Origin of the sequence: Pseudomonas brassicae (assembly GCF_010671725.1) — a bacterium.
Taxonomy (GTDB): domain Bacteria; phylum Pseudomonadota; class Gammaproteobacteria; order Pseudomonadales; family Pseudomonadaceae; genus Aquipseudomonas; species Aquipseudomonas brassicae.
Window position 1 is genome coordinate 1 of sequence record NZ_JAAHBU010000093.1, and the last position, 16,775, is coordinate 16,775.

Genomic DNA, 16,775 nt, shown 5'->3' on the forward strand with positions numbered 1-16,775 from the left:
TTTTTCGTCATCTCTGGCTATTTGATTTCAAGCATCATCTTTGAAAGCCTGGATCGAGGGGCATTCAGCTTTAGCGAATTTTACGCACGCCGCATAAAACGGATATTTCCTGCGCTACTGCTGGTACTGGTAGCCTGTTATGGCTTGGGCTGGTTGACGTTGCTGGACGATGAATTGCGGCAACTGGGAAAACATATCGCGGGGGGCGCCGGTTTCGTGTCGAACCTGGTGCTATGGAGTGAAGTCGGCTATTTCGACAACTCGGTGGAAAGCAAACCGCTGTTACATTTGTGGAGTTTGGGTGTAGAGGAACAGTTTTACATCGTCTGGCCCGTACTGCTGTGGATGGCGTGGCGATTCAGGTTCAATGTGCTGGCGCTGACACTCATCCTGGCCGCCGTGTCATTTGTACTGAGCGTCAAAGGCGTCAAGCACGATGCAATCGCCACATTCTATTCACCGCACACGCGCTTCTGGGAACTGCTGGCCGGTACGCTTCTGGCCTGGTTCAGCCTCTATCGCCAGCGGGTGGTGCGAACGCGGCTGGCGCAGGTACTTTCCCTTCTAGGCCTGTGTTTACTGATGTTCGGTTTCCTCAGGATAAACAAAGGCCTCAGCTTTCCTGGGAAGTGGGCGCTTGTACCGGTACTCGGCGCGGTACTGATCATCGCGGCGGGCCCCGATGCCTGGTTCAATCGCAGGGTGCTGAGCAACAAACTGGCCGTGTGGTTTGGCTTGATCAGTTTCCCTTTATACCTGTGGCACTGGCCTTTGTTGTCTTTCGCCAGGATCATCGAGGGCGAAGTACCCGCGGTGGGCGTTCGCGTAGCGGCCGTACTGCTGGCCATTCTCCTGGCCTGGCTGACATTCAGGTTGGTGGAGCTTCCCCTGCGCGCAAGGTGGCAGGGGCGCTCGAAAGTCATTGTGCTCATGCTGTTGGCAGTTGGCTGCGGGGCAACCGGCTATGTGACCTACACACAGGACAGTGTTGTGCAGCGCAAGCACAATCAAGCACTCATGGCCTACCAAAACAGTATGCAGATGACGGACCGCGCGGCCGAATGCTTTGAAATGCCCTATGCCTACAGCAAGCCGGATGGCTGGTATTGTGGGCTGGGTGAGCGTGATGCTCCTGTTGAATACTTTGCCTACGGTGACAGTCACGCACTTAGCCTGATGCCCGCACTGGAGAAGTTTGCACGCGAGCATAACGTCGGCATGAAGTTTACCGGAACCTCCGGTTGCCCTTCGCTGCTGGGTATCCAGTCGCTGCGCGGCGCGCCGGACTTGAAAAATACAACTGCCAGGCGTTGAACGAGCGTATTTTCAACGACGTCAAGGCCTCCGGCATAAAGCAGGTCATATTGATCAATCGCTGGACTTATTACACTTCATCGCCCTCACGCCCCTCGGAGTTCAATGCCATTACCAAAGACGCTTCGCTCAAGGCCACGGTACAGAGTTCAACCAATGACCTCATCTGGGCGATGGACGCTACTGTTTCTCGCTATGCCAGCATTGGTGTGAAGGTTATCTTTATCGAGGATATCCCGCAGCAGCGGTATGAGCCCAAAGATGTATTGAGGCGTGGCCGCGGTATCGAGAATGAATACTTGAAGTTGTCGGTCAGCCGCGAAGAACATGTTCGCAATCAATCATTCGTGAACGCAGCGCTGCGCAAAACATCCGCCACGACCATCAATCTTGATAGCGCGCTGTGCCCCGCGGACATTTGCCCACTGGTGGAAGGCAATGCGTTTCTGTATTCCGATGATGATCACCTGAGTATCACCGGGGCACTCAAGGTTTACCCAGCGCTGGCGGCAGGTCTTACCCGTTCAGCCGTGTCCACCGGCCTGACGAAGTAGCTGGCGACAGCATCGGCGTGGTTTCAGCAGGCACAAAAAAACCCGCCGATGCGGGTTTTGCCAGCAGGCTGCCTGAGGCTCAGCGGGCGTACATCCCCCACCAGAACACATGCCCGAGGATGCTGATCTGCTCCTCTTGCATCTGCTGGAAGCTGTAGTCTTCATCCGGATGCTCATCGCGGTTGAAGCTGCGCAGGCGGATGCCGGTAGGCAGGCGATACAGTTGCTTGACCCGCAACTGGCCATTGTGATTGATGGCGTACAAGTCACCATCGACGATATCGCCAATACCGCTTTTACCCGCATTCACCCCCACCGTGGCGCCGTCGCGCAGCACCGGCAGCATGCTGTTGCCGCGCACCGTGACGCACTTGGCCTGGTCGAACTGCACGCCGTTATGGCGCAGGCTGCGCTTGCCGAAGCGCAGGCTGGCCTTCTCGCTTTCCTCGATGACGAATCGTCCTGATCCTGCTGCCAACTCGACCTCACGAAGAAACGGAATGGAGACCTCGTCGTCCTCGACGGGGGTGTCGTCATCCCACAGGCTGATGTCCTGCAGCTGCACGTCGGCGCGCGGCGTGCCCAGTGAACGGACATCGCCCAGTTCGGCACGGCCACGCAACTGGTCGGTGCTCACGCCGAAGTACTCGGCGATCTTCGACACATGCTTGTCGGAAGGATCGGCGATCTTCTCACTGAGAATTCGCGACAGGGTGGATTGGGGCACGCCGGTGCGACGGTGAAGCTCCGTGGGGGAGATCCCGTGGCGATCGAGCAGTGCTCGTAAGACGGTAGCTACGTTGCGTTTTTGCATAACGTGCATAATGCCCAGCCCAACGCATGAATGCAACCTCACGCCGTGCGCGCAAATCGATGCGCGGGCGATCAGCGTGCCGCAACGACGCGCCAGAACTTGCAACGCGCTGAACATCCCATCACTAAACCCCGATCGGGCATAATGCGCCGCTGAACAAAGACGATATGGAAGTTAATCTGCAGTGCATATCACCCAGAACAACACGCCTTCATTCCGCAAAGACATCAACGGCCTGAGAGCCATCGCAGTCATCGCGGTCATCTTTTATCATTTCAGCGTGAGCGGCTTCGGCGGAGGTTTCGTCGGTGTCGACATATTCTTCGTGATTTCAGGCTTCTTGATGACCCGGATCATCACCGAACGGCTGGCAGCAAAAACATTTAGCCTGACCGGCTTCTACCTGGCGCGCGCAAAAAGGATCGTCCCAGCCCTTATTGCACTGTGCGTCATCCTGCTGCTGGCCGGCTGGTTTTTTTTGCCGCCTGCGGAGCTCAAAGAGCTGGGCTCACAAGCAAAATCGAGCCTGCTGTTCACGTCCAATCTGCGCTTCATGTCTGAAGCGGGTTATTTCGACAGTGCGTCGCACGAGAAGTGGTTGCTCCACACCTGGTCGTTGTCGGTAGAGTGGCAATACTACTTGCTGTTCCCTCTGTTCCTGATGGCCGTTACCGTACTCACCCGCAAGAAAAGACACGTCGCCACTGCGATTGGCCTACTGGCCCTGTGCTCATTTTCCTTCTCGCTGATCCAGGCAGAGCATGATGCGGCGAAGAACTTCTACTCGCTCGCTACCCGTACCTGGGAAATGGCAATGGGCGGCTTGGCCTGCCTGATTCCTGCGCTCACCTTGAGCAGAAAAGCCAAGGCCGTGGCGGTCCATCTCGCGCTGGGCTTGATGGCAGCCTCCACAGTATTGCTCTCGGCCTCCGCACACTGGCCTGGGCCGCTGACACTCGTACCTGTACTGGGGTGTGCACTGGTCATCTGGCTGAATGGGCGAACGCCGATCACCGACAACCCCGTCTCCCAATGGCTGGGGAAAATCTCGTATTCGCTGTACCTCTGGCACTGGCCCATTGCTGTCAGCCTGGTCTATCTGCAAATTGATAGCGCGCTGGGGACCTGCATCGGATTACTGCTGACCCTCCTGTGCGGCTACGCGTCATACGCACTGTTTGAGGCGCTACCCCAGAAAACCCTGTCGTCACTGACGCCCCCCAAAGCAGCCACTGTACTTGCTGTAGTGCTGGTCGGCGTACTCGGCACAGCACAAGCGTATCGCAAGGTCGATTTCACCGACCGCACTTCCCCCGTAGTCGTCGTGGCGGAAAACGAGGCGAAAAACAAGAACCCGCGGCGTTCGACCTGCATGCTCTCCAAAGGCGTGAATTTTCCCTCCTGCAATTTTGGCGGAGAGGGGGAACTGTCCGCCATCGTACTGGGTGACAGCCATGCCAACGCGGTCGTTTCAGCCGTCGCCGCCGCATTGCCGAACAAGGACCTGCGCATCCAGGAGTGGAGCTACGCAAGCTGCCCGACACTCCTTGGAATGCACCTGGTGATCAATGATCGTCAATGCAAGGAGTTCAACGAATGGGCCGTCCAGCAACTGGATGCACTTCCTGCCTCCGTTCCCGTCATCATCGTGAATCGATCCTCCTCCTATCCGATGGGGGATGAGGGCGGCCCCAACCATCCCAAAGATTCGCCTTACATCTATTTCAGTAAGCCCTACCGCACCCCGACCAAGGCGTTTCTGGACGAATATCAACAGGACTACACACGCACCATCTGCAAGTTGGCTAGCAAACGAAAAGTGTTTCTTGTTCGACCATTCCCTGAAATGCCCTTGAACGTGCCAAAACAGTTGGCACGCAACCTGATGCTCGATAAGCAAAGTGACATTACGATCCCGCGATCTGCCTATGATCAGCGGCATGCATTCGTGTATCAATCCCAGGACCGGGCCGCCGAAGCCTGCGGTGCGACGGTGCTGGACCCTACCCCCTACCTGTGTGACGCCTCCAATTGCTACGGAAGTGTTCAGGGCAGGCCGCTCTACTACGATGCAAGCCATTTGAGCGAGTTCGGTAATCAACGCCTGATCCCGATGTTCGAGGCCGTATTCCGCACAACCCGGCCTTTGGCGACCGAGCCGGGCGCGCAACCCGCGCCCCCGGCCAGCTGACAGCACGGGCTGCCGTGGCGGAGGTCGCAGCGCCGCCAGGCAGGGCAGTCTGTGATAACCTTCGCCTAACCGCCGAACAGCAGCCAATACGGTCCACGTTCCGCCTCTTTTTGCCCCACGTCGTCAAGTCGATCGTTATAACTTATTGATGAATAAAGCAATTTCAGACCTTTCCGCACACACCCCGATGATGCAGCAGTACTGGAAGCTGAAAAACCAGCACCCGGACCAGCTGATGTTCTACCGCATGGGCGACTTCTACGAGATCTTCTATGAAGATGCGAAGAAAGCCGCAAAACTGCTGGATATCACCCTGACCGCCCGCGGCAGTCGGCAGGCCAGTCGATCCCCATGTGCGGTATCCCCTACCACGCCGCCGAAGGCTACCTGGCCAAGCTGGTCAAGCTGGGCGAATCGGTGGTGATCTGCGAGCAGATCGGCGACCCGGCCACCAGCAAGGGCCCGGTCGAGCGCCAGGTGGTGCGCATCATCACCCCCGGCACGGTCAGCGACGAAGCCCTGCTGGACGAGCGCCGCGACAACCTGATCGCCGCCGTGCTCGGTGACGAGCGCCTGTTCGGCCTGGCCGTGCTGGATATCACCAGTGGCAACTTCACCGTGCAGGAGTTCAAAGGCTGGGAAAACCTGCTGGCAGAACTGGAGCGGGTCAACCCGGTCGAGCTGCTGATTCCCGATGACTGGCCGCAGGGCCTGCCCGCCGAAAAACGTCGCGGCTCACGCCGCCGTGCGCCCTGGGACTTCGACCGCGACTCGGCACGCAAGAGCCTGTGCCAGCAGTTCGCGACCCAGGACCTCAAGGGCTTCGGCTGCGAGAAGCTGACCCTGGCCATCGGCGCTGCCGGCTGCCTGCTGGGTTATGCCAAGGAAACCCAGCGTACCGCCCTGCCGCACCTGCGCAGCCTCAGGCACGAGCGCCTGGACGACACCGTGGTGCTCGACGGCGCCAGCCGACGCAACCTGGAACTGGACGTGAACCTGGCTGGCGGTCGCGACAACACCCTGCAGTCGGTGATCGATCGCTGCCAGACCGCCATGGGCAGCCGCCTGCTGACCCGCTGGTTGAACCGTCCGCTGCGCGACCTCAAGGTCCTGCAGGCGCGCCAGAGCTCGATCCGCTGCCTGCTCGACGGCTACCGTTTCGAGAGGCTGCAGCCACAGCTCAAGCACATTGGCGATATCGAGCGGATTCTCGCCCGTATCGGCCTGCGCACGCGCGTCCCCGCGACCTGGCCCGCCTGCGTGATGCCCTCGGCGCACTGCCCGAGCTGCAAAGCGCCATGGCCGAACTGGAGGCGCCGCACCTGGCGCGCCTGGCCGCCATTGCCGGCACGTACCCGGAGCTTGCCGACCTGCTGCACAAGGCGATCATCGACAACCCGCCGGCGGTGATCCGCGATGGAGGTGTGCTCAAGGTCGGCTACGACGCCGAGCTGGACGAGCTGCTGTCGATGAGCGAGAACGCCGGGCAGTTCCTGATCGACCTCGAAGCCCGCGAAAAAGCCCGTACCGGCCTGGCCAACCTCAAGGTCGGCTACAACCGCGTGCACGGCTACTTCATCGAGTTGCCCAGCAAGCAGGCCGAACAAGCCCCGGCCGACTATATTCGGCGCCAGACCCTCAAGGGCGCCGAGCGCTTCATCACGCCCGAGCTCAAGGCCTTCGAAGACAAGGCGCTGTCGGCCAAGAGCCGCGCCCTGGCCCGCGAAAAGATGCTCTACGACGGGCTGCTCGAAACCCTCATCGGTCACCTCGCGCCGCTGCAGGATACCGCTGCGGCACTGGGCGAGCTGGACGTGGTGAGCAACCTGGCCGAGCGCGCCCTGAACCTGGACCTGAACTGCCCGAGCTTCGTCGACGAGCCGTGCATGCGCATCAGCCAGGGTCGCCACCCGGTGGTCGAGCAGGTGCTGACCACGCCGTTCGTGGCCAACGACCTTGCCCTGGACGACAACACACGCATGCTGGTGATCACAGGTCCCAACATGGGTGGTAAATCCACCTACATGCGTCAGACCGCCCTGATCGTGCTGCTGGCGCATATCGGCAGCTTTGTACCCGCCGCGAGCTGTGAACTGTCGCTGGTAGACCGCATCTTTACCCGTATCGGCTCCAGCGAGACCTGGCGGGCGGGCGCTCGACCTTCATGGTGGAGATGAGCGAAACCGCCAACATCCTGCACAACGCCACCGAACGCAGCCTGGTGCTGATGGATGAGGTCGGCCGCGGCACCAGTACCTTCGACGGCCTGTCGCTGGCCTGGGCTGCCGCCGAGCGCCTGGCCCAGCTGCGCGCCTACACGCTGTTCGCCACGCACTACTTCGAGTTGACCGTGCTCCCCGAAAGCGAGCCGCTGGTGGCCAACGTGCACCTCAATGCCACCGAGCACAACGAACGCATCGTGTTCCTGCACCATGTGCTGCCAGGCCCTGCCAGCCAGAGCTATGGCCTGGCGTGGCGCAGTTGGCGGGTGTGCCGGCACCGGTGATCCAGCGCGCCCGCGAGCACCTGGGCCGCCTGGAGACCAGCAGCCTGCCGCACCAACCGGCACCCGTGAGCAAAGGGGTGGCTGCCACGCCGCACCAGAGCGACCTGTTTGCCAGCCTGCCGCACCCGGCCATCGAGAAGATCGGCAAGCTCGACGTGGACAACATGACCCCACGCCAAGCTATCGAAATGCTCTATGCACTAAAGACTCTGTTATAACGCGCCACCGCACAAACTGATAGAATCCCGCGCGGTTCGGCGGGGTGGCGAGTTATTAGCCTGGCTCGCCGCCGACCTACCGAACCGAGCGGCCCTGTCTGGAAGGGAACGCTGCCGTCGCCTGAGGAGAAAATTAGAAATGACCTTCGTCGTCACCGACAACTGCATCAAGTGCAAGTACACCGACTGCGTAGAAGTCTGTCCGGTGGACTGCTTCTACGAAGGCCCGAACTTCCTGGTCATTCACCCGGATGAGTGCATCGACTGTGCACTGTGCGAGCCTGAGTGCCCTGCCGTAGCGATCTTCTCGGAAGATGAAGTGCCTGCGGGCATGGAGAACTTCATCGAGCTCAACGCCGAGCTGGCAGAGATCTGGCCGAATATCACCGAGAAGAAAGATTCGATGCCAGACGCTGCAGAGTGGGATGGCAAGACCGGCAAGATTGCCGATCTGGAGCGTTAAGCAACGCCGGATCAATAAAAAAGGCCCTTGCGGGCCTTTTTTTTCGCCGACAGCACGCTCTGCGCCGCTGCTGGTGAAGATTCACTTTATTTCAGGCAAAAAAAGGGGCGGTATGACCCGCCCACATTTTTTTCCGTAGTCCCTGTATTCCCTGTCATCGTCCTGATGAATCGCATCCCGCGATGTCCCTGGTACTCATCCTTGAGAACCTGTGTCAGTCCGTAGACACAGTTCAGATACTAGCGTTTGCAGCCGGCAGAGCAACTGGTAAAAGCTCTCAAAAAAAGTCAAAAGGGTTCATCACCCTTAAAATAAAAACCATATTAATCAATAAGATAGAAAAATTAGCACGTGTAAAACGCCGGCATTTTACTTACCGACATAGCAAAGGCTTACGCGCTCTGTAAGCGATAACTTACAACGACAATAACAAATTCAACCCGGAAATATTGCCGCGCCCAAACCCGTCACCTCGCATCACCACCATGTCGGTAAAAACCAGCACAAACAAAAACGCTCGACTAGTCGAGGCGCCTTTCACAGCCATCGCAGTTACTGGAACAACGACTCGCTGGACAGACCATTCTTTTCGAGGATCTCGCGCAACCGCTTGAGCCCCTCGACCTGGATCTGGCGAACCCGTTCACGGGTAAGGCCGATCTCCAGGCCTACATCTTCCAGGGTGCTGCTCTCATGGCCACGCAAGCCGAAGCGGCGGATCACCACCTCGCGTTGCTTGTCGGTCAATTCGCTCAGCCACTGATCGATGCTCTGCGACAGATCATCATCTTGCAACAGCTCACAGGGATCGGTGGGACGATCGTCGGTGAGGGTATCGAGCAGGGTCTTGTCCGAGTCAGGCCCCAGTGAAACATCCACTGAAGATACCCGTTCGTTCAAGCCCAGCATGCGCTTGACCTCGCCTACCGGTTTTTCCAGCAGGTTGGCGATCTCTTCCGGGGACGGTTCGTGATCGAGCTTCTGGGTCAGTTCGCGCGCTGCACGCAGGTACACGTTCAGCTCTTTGACCACATGAATCGGCAGGCGAATGGTGCGCGTCTGGTTCATGATGGCGCGTTCGATGGTCTGCCGGATCCACCAGGTTGCGTAGGTGGAGAAACGGAAACCACGCTCCGGGTCGAACTTCTCGACCGCCCGAATCAAGCCCAGGTTGCCCTCTTCGATCAGGTCCAGCAGCGACAGCCCCCGGTTGACGTACCGGCGAGCAATCTTCACCACCAGGCGCAGGTTGCTTTCGATCATGCGTTTGCGTCCGGCAGGATCGCCACTTTGCGACAGCCGCGCAAAATGGACCTCTTCCTCCGGGGAAAGCAGGGGCGAAAAACCGATTTCATTAAGATATAACTGAGTTGCATCAAGCGCTCGAGTGTAATCGATATACTTGTGCTGTTTGAGCGGCGAGCCTTGTTTGGCCCTGGTCCGAACCGGAGATACAGCAGGTTCGTCTGACACCACATCCGTTTCCAAAACGATGCCGGTCTCCATGAGGAGGACCTCATCGTCGATGTCAAACTCCGGCACTTCTTTACTGAGAGCCATTGTTATAGTCCTTTGCTGAGTTCGAACTCAGACTCAAGCGGCGCCTATATCCTTGGCAACGCTGGAGCCTGTCCCCACTACGCGAAGGAACAGGCCGGGTACATGCGTATCAACGACGTGGCAGAAACTGCAACGGATCAACTGGTTTGCCCTGGCGGCGAATCTCGAAGTGAAGCTTCACCCGGTCGGTGCCCGTAGACCCCATTTCGGCAATTGTCTGCCCAACCTTGACCTGCTGACCCTCCCGAACCAAAAGCCTGCGGTTGTGACCGTAGGCACTTACGTAGGTATCGCTGTGTTTGATGATTACCAATTCGCCGTAGCCCCGCAAGCCACTTCCGGCGTATACAACGGAACCATCTGACGCAGCAAAAACAGGCTGTCCCAAATCACCGGCGATATCAATGCCTTTATTCAAACTACCGTTTGAAGCAAATTTTCCAATCAGCACACCGTTTGCTGGCCATGCCCAACCGCCGGCCGAGCGCTCGGAAGCCGGCACCTGAACCGGGGTCGTCGCGACGACGGCTGGCGCGCTGGAGCCGGTCGTGGTCGACGTCTTGGCCGGTGGCGGGGTCCCCGCAGGACGCCGGGTCACCGTGGTCTTGCTCGACGGTGAAGTCGAGGTGACCACGCGCGAGCCGCTGCTGCTACCCGTGCCGGAGCCGAAGCGAATCGCCTGGCCGGGACGAATGGTGTAAGGCGCCGCGATCCCGTTGCGGGCCGCCAGCTCCTTGTAGTCCCAGCCATAACGGAACGCGATGGAAAACAGCGTGTCGCCAGGACGCACCACGTACTGCCCGGTAGTGACAACAGGACGTTTGGGCGCGGCGTTGTTGCGATCGACGACACCTACGCTGCTTGACGATGTACTGGAGCACCCTGAAACCAGCGTACCCAAGGCGAGTGCAATCACCAGAAGCTTGAAGCTCGATAGACCCATGCGCTGCCGAATGACTGTGTGACTCACCCGCCGCTCCCTTATGTGGTGACGATGCAAGAATGCAATAGTGTTGCAATTATAACCGAGCGCACGCGCATTGCAGCTCAACTGCTTGCGCACCGTGTGCGTCAGCTCAAGAAACCGCACGCCACATAGACCCGGTATTGCTCCGGGAATTCGACGCCGGCGAAAAAACTTCGGCTCAGTTCAAGGTGCCGTTGAGCAATGGCACGAAACGCACGTCGCACAGCTTGCGCCGGGAGAACCCCTGCTCTTCGCGCACGATCAGCAGCAACTGCTGGGTTTCACCGCTCGCCCCGACCGGTATCACCAGGCGGCCGCCAGGCGCCAACTGATCGAGCAACGCCTGCGGCACCTCTGGGGCACCTGCGGTGACAATGATGCCATTGTAGGGTGCCAATGCCGGCCACCCCTCGAAACCATCGCCCCAGCGGAACACCAGATTGCGCAGGTTCAGCTCGACCATGCGCTCCTTGGCGCGGTCCTGCAGCACCTTGATGCGCTCGACCGAGAACACCCGCTCCACCAGTTGCGCCAGCACCGCCGTCTGGTAACCGGAACCGGTACCAATTTCCAGCACCTTGTCCAGCGGCCCGTCCTCGAGCAGCACTTCGCTCATGTACGCCACCATGAATGGCTGCGAGATGGTCTGGTTGTTGCCGATTGGCAACGCCGTGTCTTCATACGCACGGTGCGACAAGGCCTCATCGACGAACAGGTGGCGCGGGGTGTTGCGCAGCACCTCAAGTACCTTCTGGTCCTTGATACCCTCCTCGATCAGGCGCTGGATCAGCCGTTCACGGGTTCGTTGCGAAGTAAAACCGATACCATGGCGCATCAGATCCTCCGGCTCTCGCATCAGAGCAGCCCCTCCAACCAGCCATCAAGGCGTTCGAAGGCGTCGTTGAAGGTGCGGTCAAGCTGCAACGGGGTGATCGACACGTAGCCCTGCATCACCGCGTGAAAATCGGTCCCTGGGCCACCGTCCTCGGCATCCCCGGCCACCGCGATCCAGTAGCCTTCCTTGCCGCGCGGGTTGACCACCTTGGTCGGCGCTGCGGCGCGTGCCCGGTGCCCCAGGCGCGTCAGCTGGATGCCGCGGATATGCTCCAGCGGCAGGTTGGGCACATTCACGTTGAGCACCGTGCGGGGGGGCAACTGCAGGCTCGCATGCGCCTCGACCAGCTTGCGCGCGAAATACGCCGCGGTGGGCAGGTTGTCGGGCAGGCGCGAGAGCAGCGAGAACGCAAACGAGGTACCGCCCAGGAAGCGCCCTTCCAGCGCGGCGGCAACCGTGCCCGAGTACAGCACGTCATCCCCCAGGTTGGCGCCCAGGTTGATGCCCGACACCACCATGTCCGGCGTCTGCTCCAGCAACCCGTTCAGGCCCAGGTGCACGCAATCGGTGGGGGTGCCATTGAGGCTGATGAAACCGTTGGCCAGGGTCTGCGGGTGCAGGGGACGGTCGAGCGTCAGCGAACTGCTGGCGCCGCTCTTGTCCTGGTCGGGGGCGATCACCACACACTCGGCATAATCCGCCAGCGCGGCATGCAGCGCGGCGAGGCCGGGGGCGGTAACCCCGTCGTCGTTAGAAATCAGAATACGCATGGGCTGTCCGTCTGCCCTGCCGGCACCAGATCGACGAGTTCGCGCACCACAACGGTGGCGAAACATCCGGCCGGAAGGACGAATTCCAGTTGCAGGATATCAGGCTCGGGATAATGCCACGTCAAGCCGCCAATGGGCAGCCGCAGAATGCGTCGTTCCTGCTTGAGGTTGGCATTGGCCAGCCATTGGCACACCCCTGCATGCTGCTGGGCCACACGTTGCTCGATGGCACCTGCGCTACCGCCAGTGCCCGGCACGCCTTCGCCCCACAAGGGCCCGGTGGGATGCAGGTCGAGAATCGCCAGGCGCGGGTCGCTGCACTCGGCTTGGCCGGCGGCAAAGAAGCTGCGGCTGTCGGTGAACGCCAGCAGGTCACCGACCTGGGCGTGCTGCCAACTGCCGTCGGCAACGCGCTCAGCCAGCACGCGGTTGAACACATAGCTGCGGGCACTGGAGAGCAGCCGCGAACGCACATTGCGCTGCTCCGGCAGCGCCTTGCGCTCGGCCCACTGGCGGGCATCGTGGACGTTGCCGCCATCAAAGCCGAAGCGCTGGCTGCCGAAGTAGTTCGGCACGCCTTGGGCGCGCAGTTGCTGCAGGCGCGCGTCCAGGGCCGCATGATCGCCACTCAGCGCAGTCAGGCGCAAGGTGAAACCGTTGGCCGAATGTGCCCCACGCTGCAGTTTGCGCGAGTGGCGGGTGTGCTTGAGGATGCTCAGGGTTTCGTTTTCGGCGGCGCTCAGGTCTGGGTCTGCCTTGCCTGGCAGGTGCAGGCTGAACCACTGGCGGGTCAGCGCCTGACGGTCCTTGAGGCCTGCGTAGCTGACCGTGCGCAGCGGTACGCCGGCGGCACGGGCCAGGCGGCGTGCCGCCTCTTCGGTATTGAGGTCGCGCTTCTCGACCCACAGCCACAGGTGTTCGCCTTCACCCGACAATGGGATGTCGAGTACTTCGTCGACCTGAAAGTCATCCGCCGTGGCCTTGAGTATCGCCGTGCCCAGTGCCGGGCCGGACGCGCGCGGGCCGAGCAGTTCGAGTTCGGTCATGCGCGCAGCAACAAGGCGACGGCGTGCACGGCAATGCCTTCTTCACGGCCAGTGAAGCCGAGCTTCTCTTCGGTGGTGGCCTTGACGTTGACCTGATCGAGCTCTACCTGCAGGTCCTGGGCGATGTGCGCGCGCATGCTCTCGATGTGCGGCGCCATCTTCGGTGCCTGGGCGACAATGGTGGCGTCCACGTTGCCGACCTTCCAGCCCTTGGCGTGGATGATCGATACCACGTGCCGCAGCAGCACGCGGCTGTCGGCACCCTTGAACTGCGGGTCGGTATCGGGGAAGTGCTTGCCGATGTCACCCAGCGCGGCGGCGCCAAGCAGGGCATCGCTTACTGCGTGCAGCACCACATCGCGTCGGAGTGCGCGAGCAAGCCGAACTTGTGCGCAATGCGCACCCCACCCAAGGTGATGAAATCGCCGTCCGCGAAGCGGTGCACATCGTAGCCGTGGCCAATACGCATAAAAAAACGCCCTGATTGAGTCAGGGCGTGATTCTACCTGCTTTGCAGGGGGTTTGGCTTATTTGTAGGACAGTGCCTACAGTCGCTGCAGTGCCATCGCATGATGGCGCAGGTGCTCGTCGATGAAGCTGGCAATGAAGTAGTAGCTGTGGTCATAACCCGGCTGCAGGCGCAGGGTGATCGGGTAACCGGCCGCCTGTGCCGCCTGGACGAGCACTTCGGGCTTGAGCTGGTTTTCCAGGAAGTCGTCGCGATCACCCTGGTCAACCAGCAGCGGCAGTTGCTCCTGCGCCTGGCCGATCAGCACACTGGCATCCCACTCGCGCCAGCGCGAGCGGTCCTCGCCCAGGTAGCGGCTGAACGCCTTCTGGCCCCACGGGCAATCCATCGGATTGCTGATGGGGGAGAACGCCGAGACCGATGCATAGCGCCCCGGGTTGCGCAGCGCGCATACCAGCGCGCCATGCCCGCCCATGGAGTGGCCACTGATGCTGCGCGCGTGCGAGGCCGGGAAATGCGCCTCCACCAGCGCTGGCAGCTCCTGCACCACGTAGTCGTGCATGCGGTAGTGCTCGGCCCACGGCTGCTCGGTGGCGTTGAGGTAGAACCCTGCGCCCAGGCCGAAGTCCCACGCACCGTCCGGGTCGCCCGGCACCTGCGGGCCGCGCGGGCTGGTGTCGGGCGCCACGATGATCAGCCCCAGCTCGGCGGCCAGCTTGTGCGCGCCGGCCTTGTGCATGAAGTTCTCGTCGGTGCAGGTCAGCCCGCTCAGCCAGTACAGCACCGGCAGCTTGGCGCCCTGCTCGGCCTGCGGCGGCAGGTACACGGCAAACACCATGTCGCAGCCCAGCACCGTCGAACGGTGCCGGTAGCGCTTGTGCCAGCCGCCGAAGCTTTTCTGGCAGGAGATGTTTTCCAGGCTCATGGCAGACCTCAGAAGTGAATGACGCTGCGGATGCTCTTGCCTTCGTGCATCAGGTCGAAGGCCTTGTTGATGTCTTCCAGGCCCATGGTGTGGGTAATGAAGGTGTCCAGCGGGATCTCGCCCTTCTCGGCCATGTCCACATAGCTTGGCAGCTCGCTGCGACCGCGCACGCCACCGAACGCCGAACCGCGCCAGACACGGCCGGTCACCAACTGGAACGGGCGCGTGGCGATTTCCTGGCCGGCACCGGCCACACCGATGATCACCGACTCGCCCCAGCCCTTGTGGCAGCATTCCAGTGCGGCGCGCATCAACTGCACATTGCCGATGCACTCGAACGAGAAGTCCACGCCGCCATCAGTCAGGTCGACGATCACTTCCTGGATCGGACGGTCGTAGTCTTTCGGGTTGATGCAGTCGGTCGCGCCCAACTGGCGGGCGATCTCGAACTTGGCCGGGTTGATGTCGATGGCAATGATGCGGCTGGCCTTGGCCTTGACCGCACCGATCACGGCCGACAGGCCGATGCCGCCCAGGCCGAAGATGGCCACGGTGTCACCCGGCTTGACCTTGGCGGTGTTGAGCACCGCACCGATACCGGTGGTGACGCCGCAGCCGAGCAGGCAGACCTTTTCCAGCGGCGCTTCTTTCTGGATCTTGGCCACGGAAATTTCCGGCAGCACGGTGTACTCGGAGAAGGTCGAGGTGCCCATGTAGTGGAACAGCGCCTGGCCCTTGTACGAGAAACGCGTGGTGCCGTCGGGCATCAGGCCCTTGCCCTGGGTGGCGCGGATGGCCTGGCAGAGGTTGGTCTTGCCCGATTTGCAGAACTTGCACTGGCCGCACTCGGGGGTGTACAGCGGGATCACATGGTCACCCACGGCCACCGAGGTCACGCCCTCGCCGATGGCCTCGACGATCGCGCCGCCTTCATGGCCAAGGATCGACGGGAAGATGCCCTCGGGGTCGGCACCGGACAGGGTGTACGCGTCGGTGTGGCAGACGCCGCTGGCGACCACGCGCAACAGCACTTCGCCGGCCTTGGGCATGGCCACGTCGACCTCGACGATCTCCAGCGGTTTCTTGGCCTCGAAGGCAACGGCGGCACGGGACTTGATCATCAGGGTTCTCCACAAGGGTTCAATGTCAGGCATGCAGTGTAATTCATCGTCGTTTGATGAATAATCCGGCCAATCACAAAACATTATTGCCACACAGGGATAATCGATGAGCAGCCGCTGGGAAGGCATCGACGAGTTTGTCGCCGTGGCCGAGTCGGGCCAGTTCACCGCCGCGGCCGAACGCCTGGGCGTGTCGTCCTCGCACGTGAGCCGGGCGGTGGCGCGCCTGGAGGACCGCTTGCAGACACGCCTGCTGTACCGCAGCACGCGCAAGGTGACCTTGAGTGAAGCCGGGCAGACGTTTCTGCAGCATTGCCAGCGCCTGCAGGACGGGCGCGAGGAGGCACTGCGCGCCATGGGTGACCTGACCAGCGAACCCAAGGGCCTGCTGCGCATGACCTGCGCGGTAGCCTATGGCGAACGCTTCATCGTGCCGCTGGTAACGCGCTTCATGGCGCAATACCCGCAGTTGCGGGTGGACATCGAACTGAGCAACCGCACCCTGGACCTGCTGCATGAAGGCATGGACATGGCGATTCGGCTGGGCCGCCTGCAGGAGTCGCGGCTGGTGGCAGCGCGGCTGGCGCCACGGCGGATGTACCTGTGCGCCTCGCCCGGCTACCTGGAGCGCTACGGCCGTCCGCACAGCCTATCGGAGCTGGCGCGGCACAACTGCCTGATCGGCAGTACGGATACCTGGGCCTTGCAGCAGGACGGGCGCGAGCTGACGCAGCGGGTGCAGGGCAACTGGCGCTGCAACAGCGGGCAGGCGGTACTGGATGCGGCGCTGCAGGGGATGGGGTTGTGCCAGTTGCCGGACTATTACGTGCTGGAGCACCTGGGCAGCGGCGCGCTGGTATCGCTGCTGGAGGCGCACCAGCCGCCGAACACGGCGGTGTGGGCGCTGTATCCGCAGCAGCGGCACTTGTCGCCGAAGGTGCGCAAGCTGGTGGATTATCTGCGCGTGGGGTTGGCGCAGTTGCCCGAGTACCGCAGCGTCTAGAAAAGCTTCGCTGGCAAGC

The 16,775-nt window shown here is 61.1% G+C and carries 13 protein-coding genes and 2 pseudogenes; 6 read left to right on the top strand and 9 right to left on the bottom strand.

Annotated elements, in window-relative coordinates:
- Positions 1–1,314 (top strand): acyltransferase family protein (locus G3436_RS07705; RefSeq protein WP_163943191.1); only part of this gene is annotated, 1,314 nt, incomplete at its 5' end.
- Positions 1,311–1,868 (top strand): SGNH hydrolase domain-containing protein, encoded by a 558-nt coding sequence (locus G3436_RS28240; protein ID WP_163943194.1) that lies wholly within the window; start codon positions 1,311–1,313, stop codon positions 1,866–1,868. The genes G3436_RS07705 and G3436_RS28240, both read left to right, overlap by 4 nt.
- 79 nt (positions 1,869–1,947) lie before the next feature.
- Here the strand turns inward: G3436_RS28240 and G3436_RS07715 are convergent, their stop codons facing one another.
- Positions 1,948–2,691, bottom strand: coding sequence for a LexA family transcriptional regulator (locus tag G3436_RS07715; RefSeq protein ID WP_163943229.1), 744 nt, complete (start codon positions 2,689–2,691; stop codon positions 1,948–1,950).
- A 175-nt stretch (positions 2,692–2,866) separates the two neighbouring features.
- Here G3436_RS07715 and G3436_RS28490 point away from each other — a divergent pair, with 175 nt between their 5' ends.
- From G3436_RS28490 to fdxA, 3 genes and pseudogenes are all read left to right on the top strand, one after another.
- Positions 2,867–4,873: an SGNH hydrolase domain-containing protein gene (locus tag G3436_RS28490; protein WP_163943197.1), complete on the top strand. Its 2,007-nt coding sequence runs from the start codon at positions 2,867–2,869 to the stop codon at positions 4,871–4,873.
- Positions 4,874–5,033: 160 nt separating this feature from the next.
- Positions 5,034–7,597: pseudogene (gene mutS / locus G3436_RS07725) on the top strand (DNA mismatch repair protein MutS).
- A gap of 139 nt (positions 7,598–7,736) precedes the next feature.
- Complete coding sequence (fdxA, locus tag G3436_RS07730; RefSeq protein ID WP_163943200.1) at positions 7,737–8,060, top strand: ferredoxin FdxA; 324 nt, start codon at positions 7,737–7,739, stop codon at positions 8,058–8,060.
- Between the two features lie 552 nt (positions 8,061–8,612).
- Here fdxA and rpoS read toward each other — a convergent pair.
- The 8 genes and pseudogenes from rpoS to G3436_RS07770 form a co-directional block, all read right to left on the bottom strand.
- Entirely contained in the window at positions 8,613–9,620 is a 1,008-nt protein-coding gene (rpoS, locus tag G3436_RS07735; protein ID WP_163943203.1) for an RNA polymerase sigma factor RpoS, read from the bottom strand.
- Between the two features lie 109 nt (positions 9,621–9,729).
- On the bottom strand, positions 9,730–10,590 hold the full coding sequence (locus G3436_RS07740; RefSeq protein WP_163943206.1) for a peptidoglycan DD-metalloendopeptidase family protein: 861 nt from the start codon (positions 10,588–10,590) through the stop codon (positions 9,730–9,732).
- A 175-nt stretch (positions 10,591–10,765) separates the two neighbouring features.
- Positions 10,766–11,443, bottom strand: a complete 678-nt coding sequence (locus tag G3436_RS07745; protein ID WP_163943210.1) for a protein-L-isoaspartate(D-aspartate) O-methyltransferase — start codon at positions 11,441–11,443, stop codon at positions 10,766–10,768.
- Entirely contained in the window at positions 11,443–12,192 is a 750-nt protein-coding gene (gene surE / locus G3436_RS07750) for a 5'/3'-nucleotidase SurE (RefSeq protein WP_163943213.1), read from the bottom strand. Before surE ends, G3436_RS07745 begins: the two co-directional genes overlap by 1 nt.
- Complete coding sequence (gene truD / locus G3436_RS07755) at positions 12,180–13,238, bottom strand: tRNA pseudouridine(13) synthase TruD (RefSeq protein ID WP_163943216.1); 1,059 nt, start codon at positions 13,236–13,238, stop codon at positions 12,180–12,182. Before truD ends, surE begins: the two co-directional genes overlap by 13 nt.
- Positions 13,235–13,707: pseudogene (ispF, locus tag G3436_RS07760) on the bottom strand (2-C-methyl-D-erythritol 2,4-cyclodiphosphate synthase). The gene truD and the pseudogene ispF overlap by 4 nt, the downstream one beginning before the upstream one ends.
- Before the next feature lie 76 nt (positions 13,708–13,783).
- Positions 13,784–14,632, bottom strand: coding sequence for an S-formylglutathione hydrolase (gene fghA, locus G3436_RS07765; RefSeq protein ID WP_163943220.1), 849 nt, complete (start codon positions 14,630–14,632; stop codon positions 13,784–13,786).
- Positions 14,633–14,640: 8 nt separating this feature from the next.
- Positions 14,641–15,753: an S-(hydroxymethyl)glutathione dehydrogenase/class III alcohol dehydrogenase gene (locus G3436_RS07770; RefSeq protein ID WP_163943223.1), complete on the bottom strand. Its 1,113-nt coding sequence runs from the start codon at positions 15,751–15,753 to the stop codon at positions 14,641–14,643.
- A 106-nt stretch (positions 15,754–15,859) separates the two neighbouring features.
- On the opposite strand from G3436_RS07770, the gene G3436_RS07775 reads away from it, so the two are divergent.
- Positions 15,860–16,756: a LysR substrate-binding domain-containing protein gene (locus G3436_RS07775; protein ID WP_163943226.1), complete on the top strand. Its 897-nt coding sequence runs from the start codon at positions 15,860–15,862 to the stop codon at positions 16,754–16,756.
- Positions 16,757–16,775 lie beyond the last annotated feature (19 nt).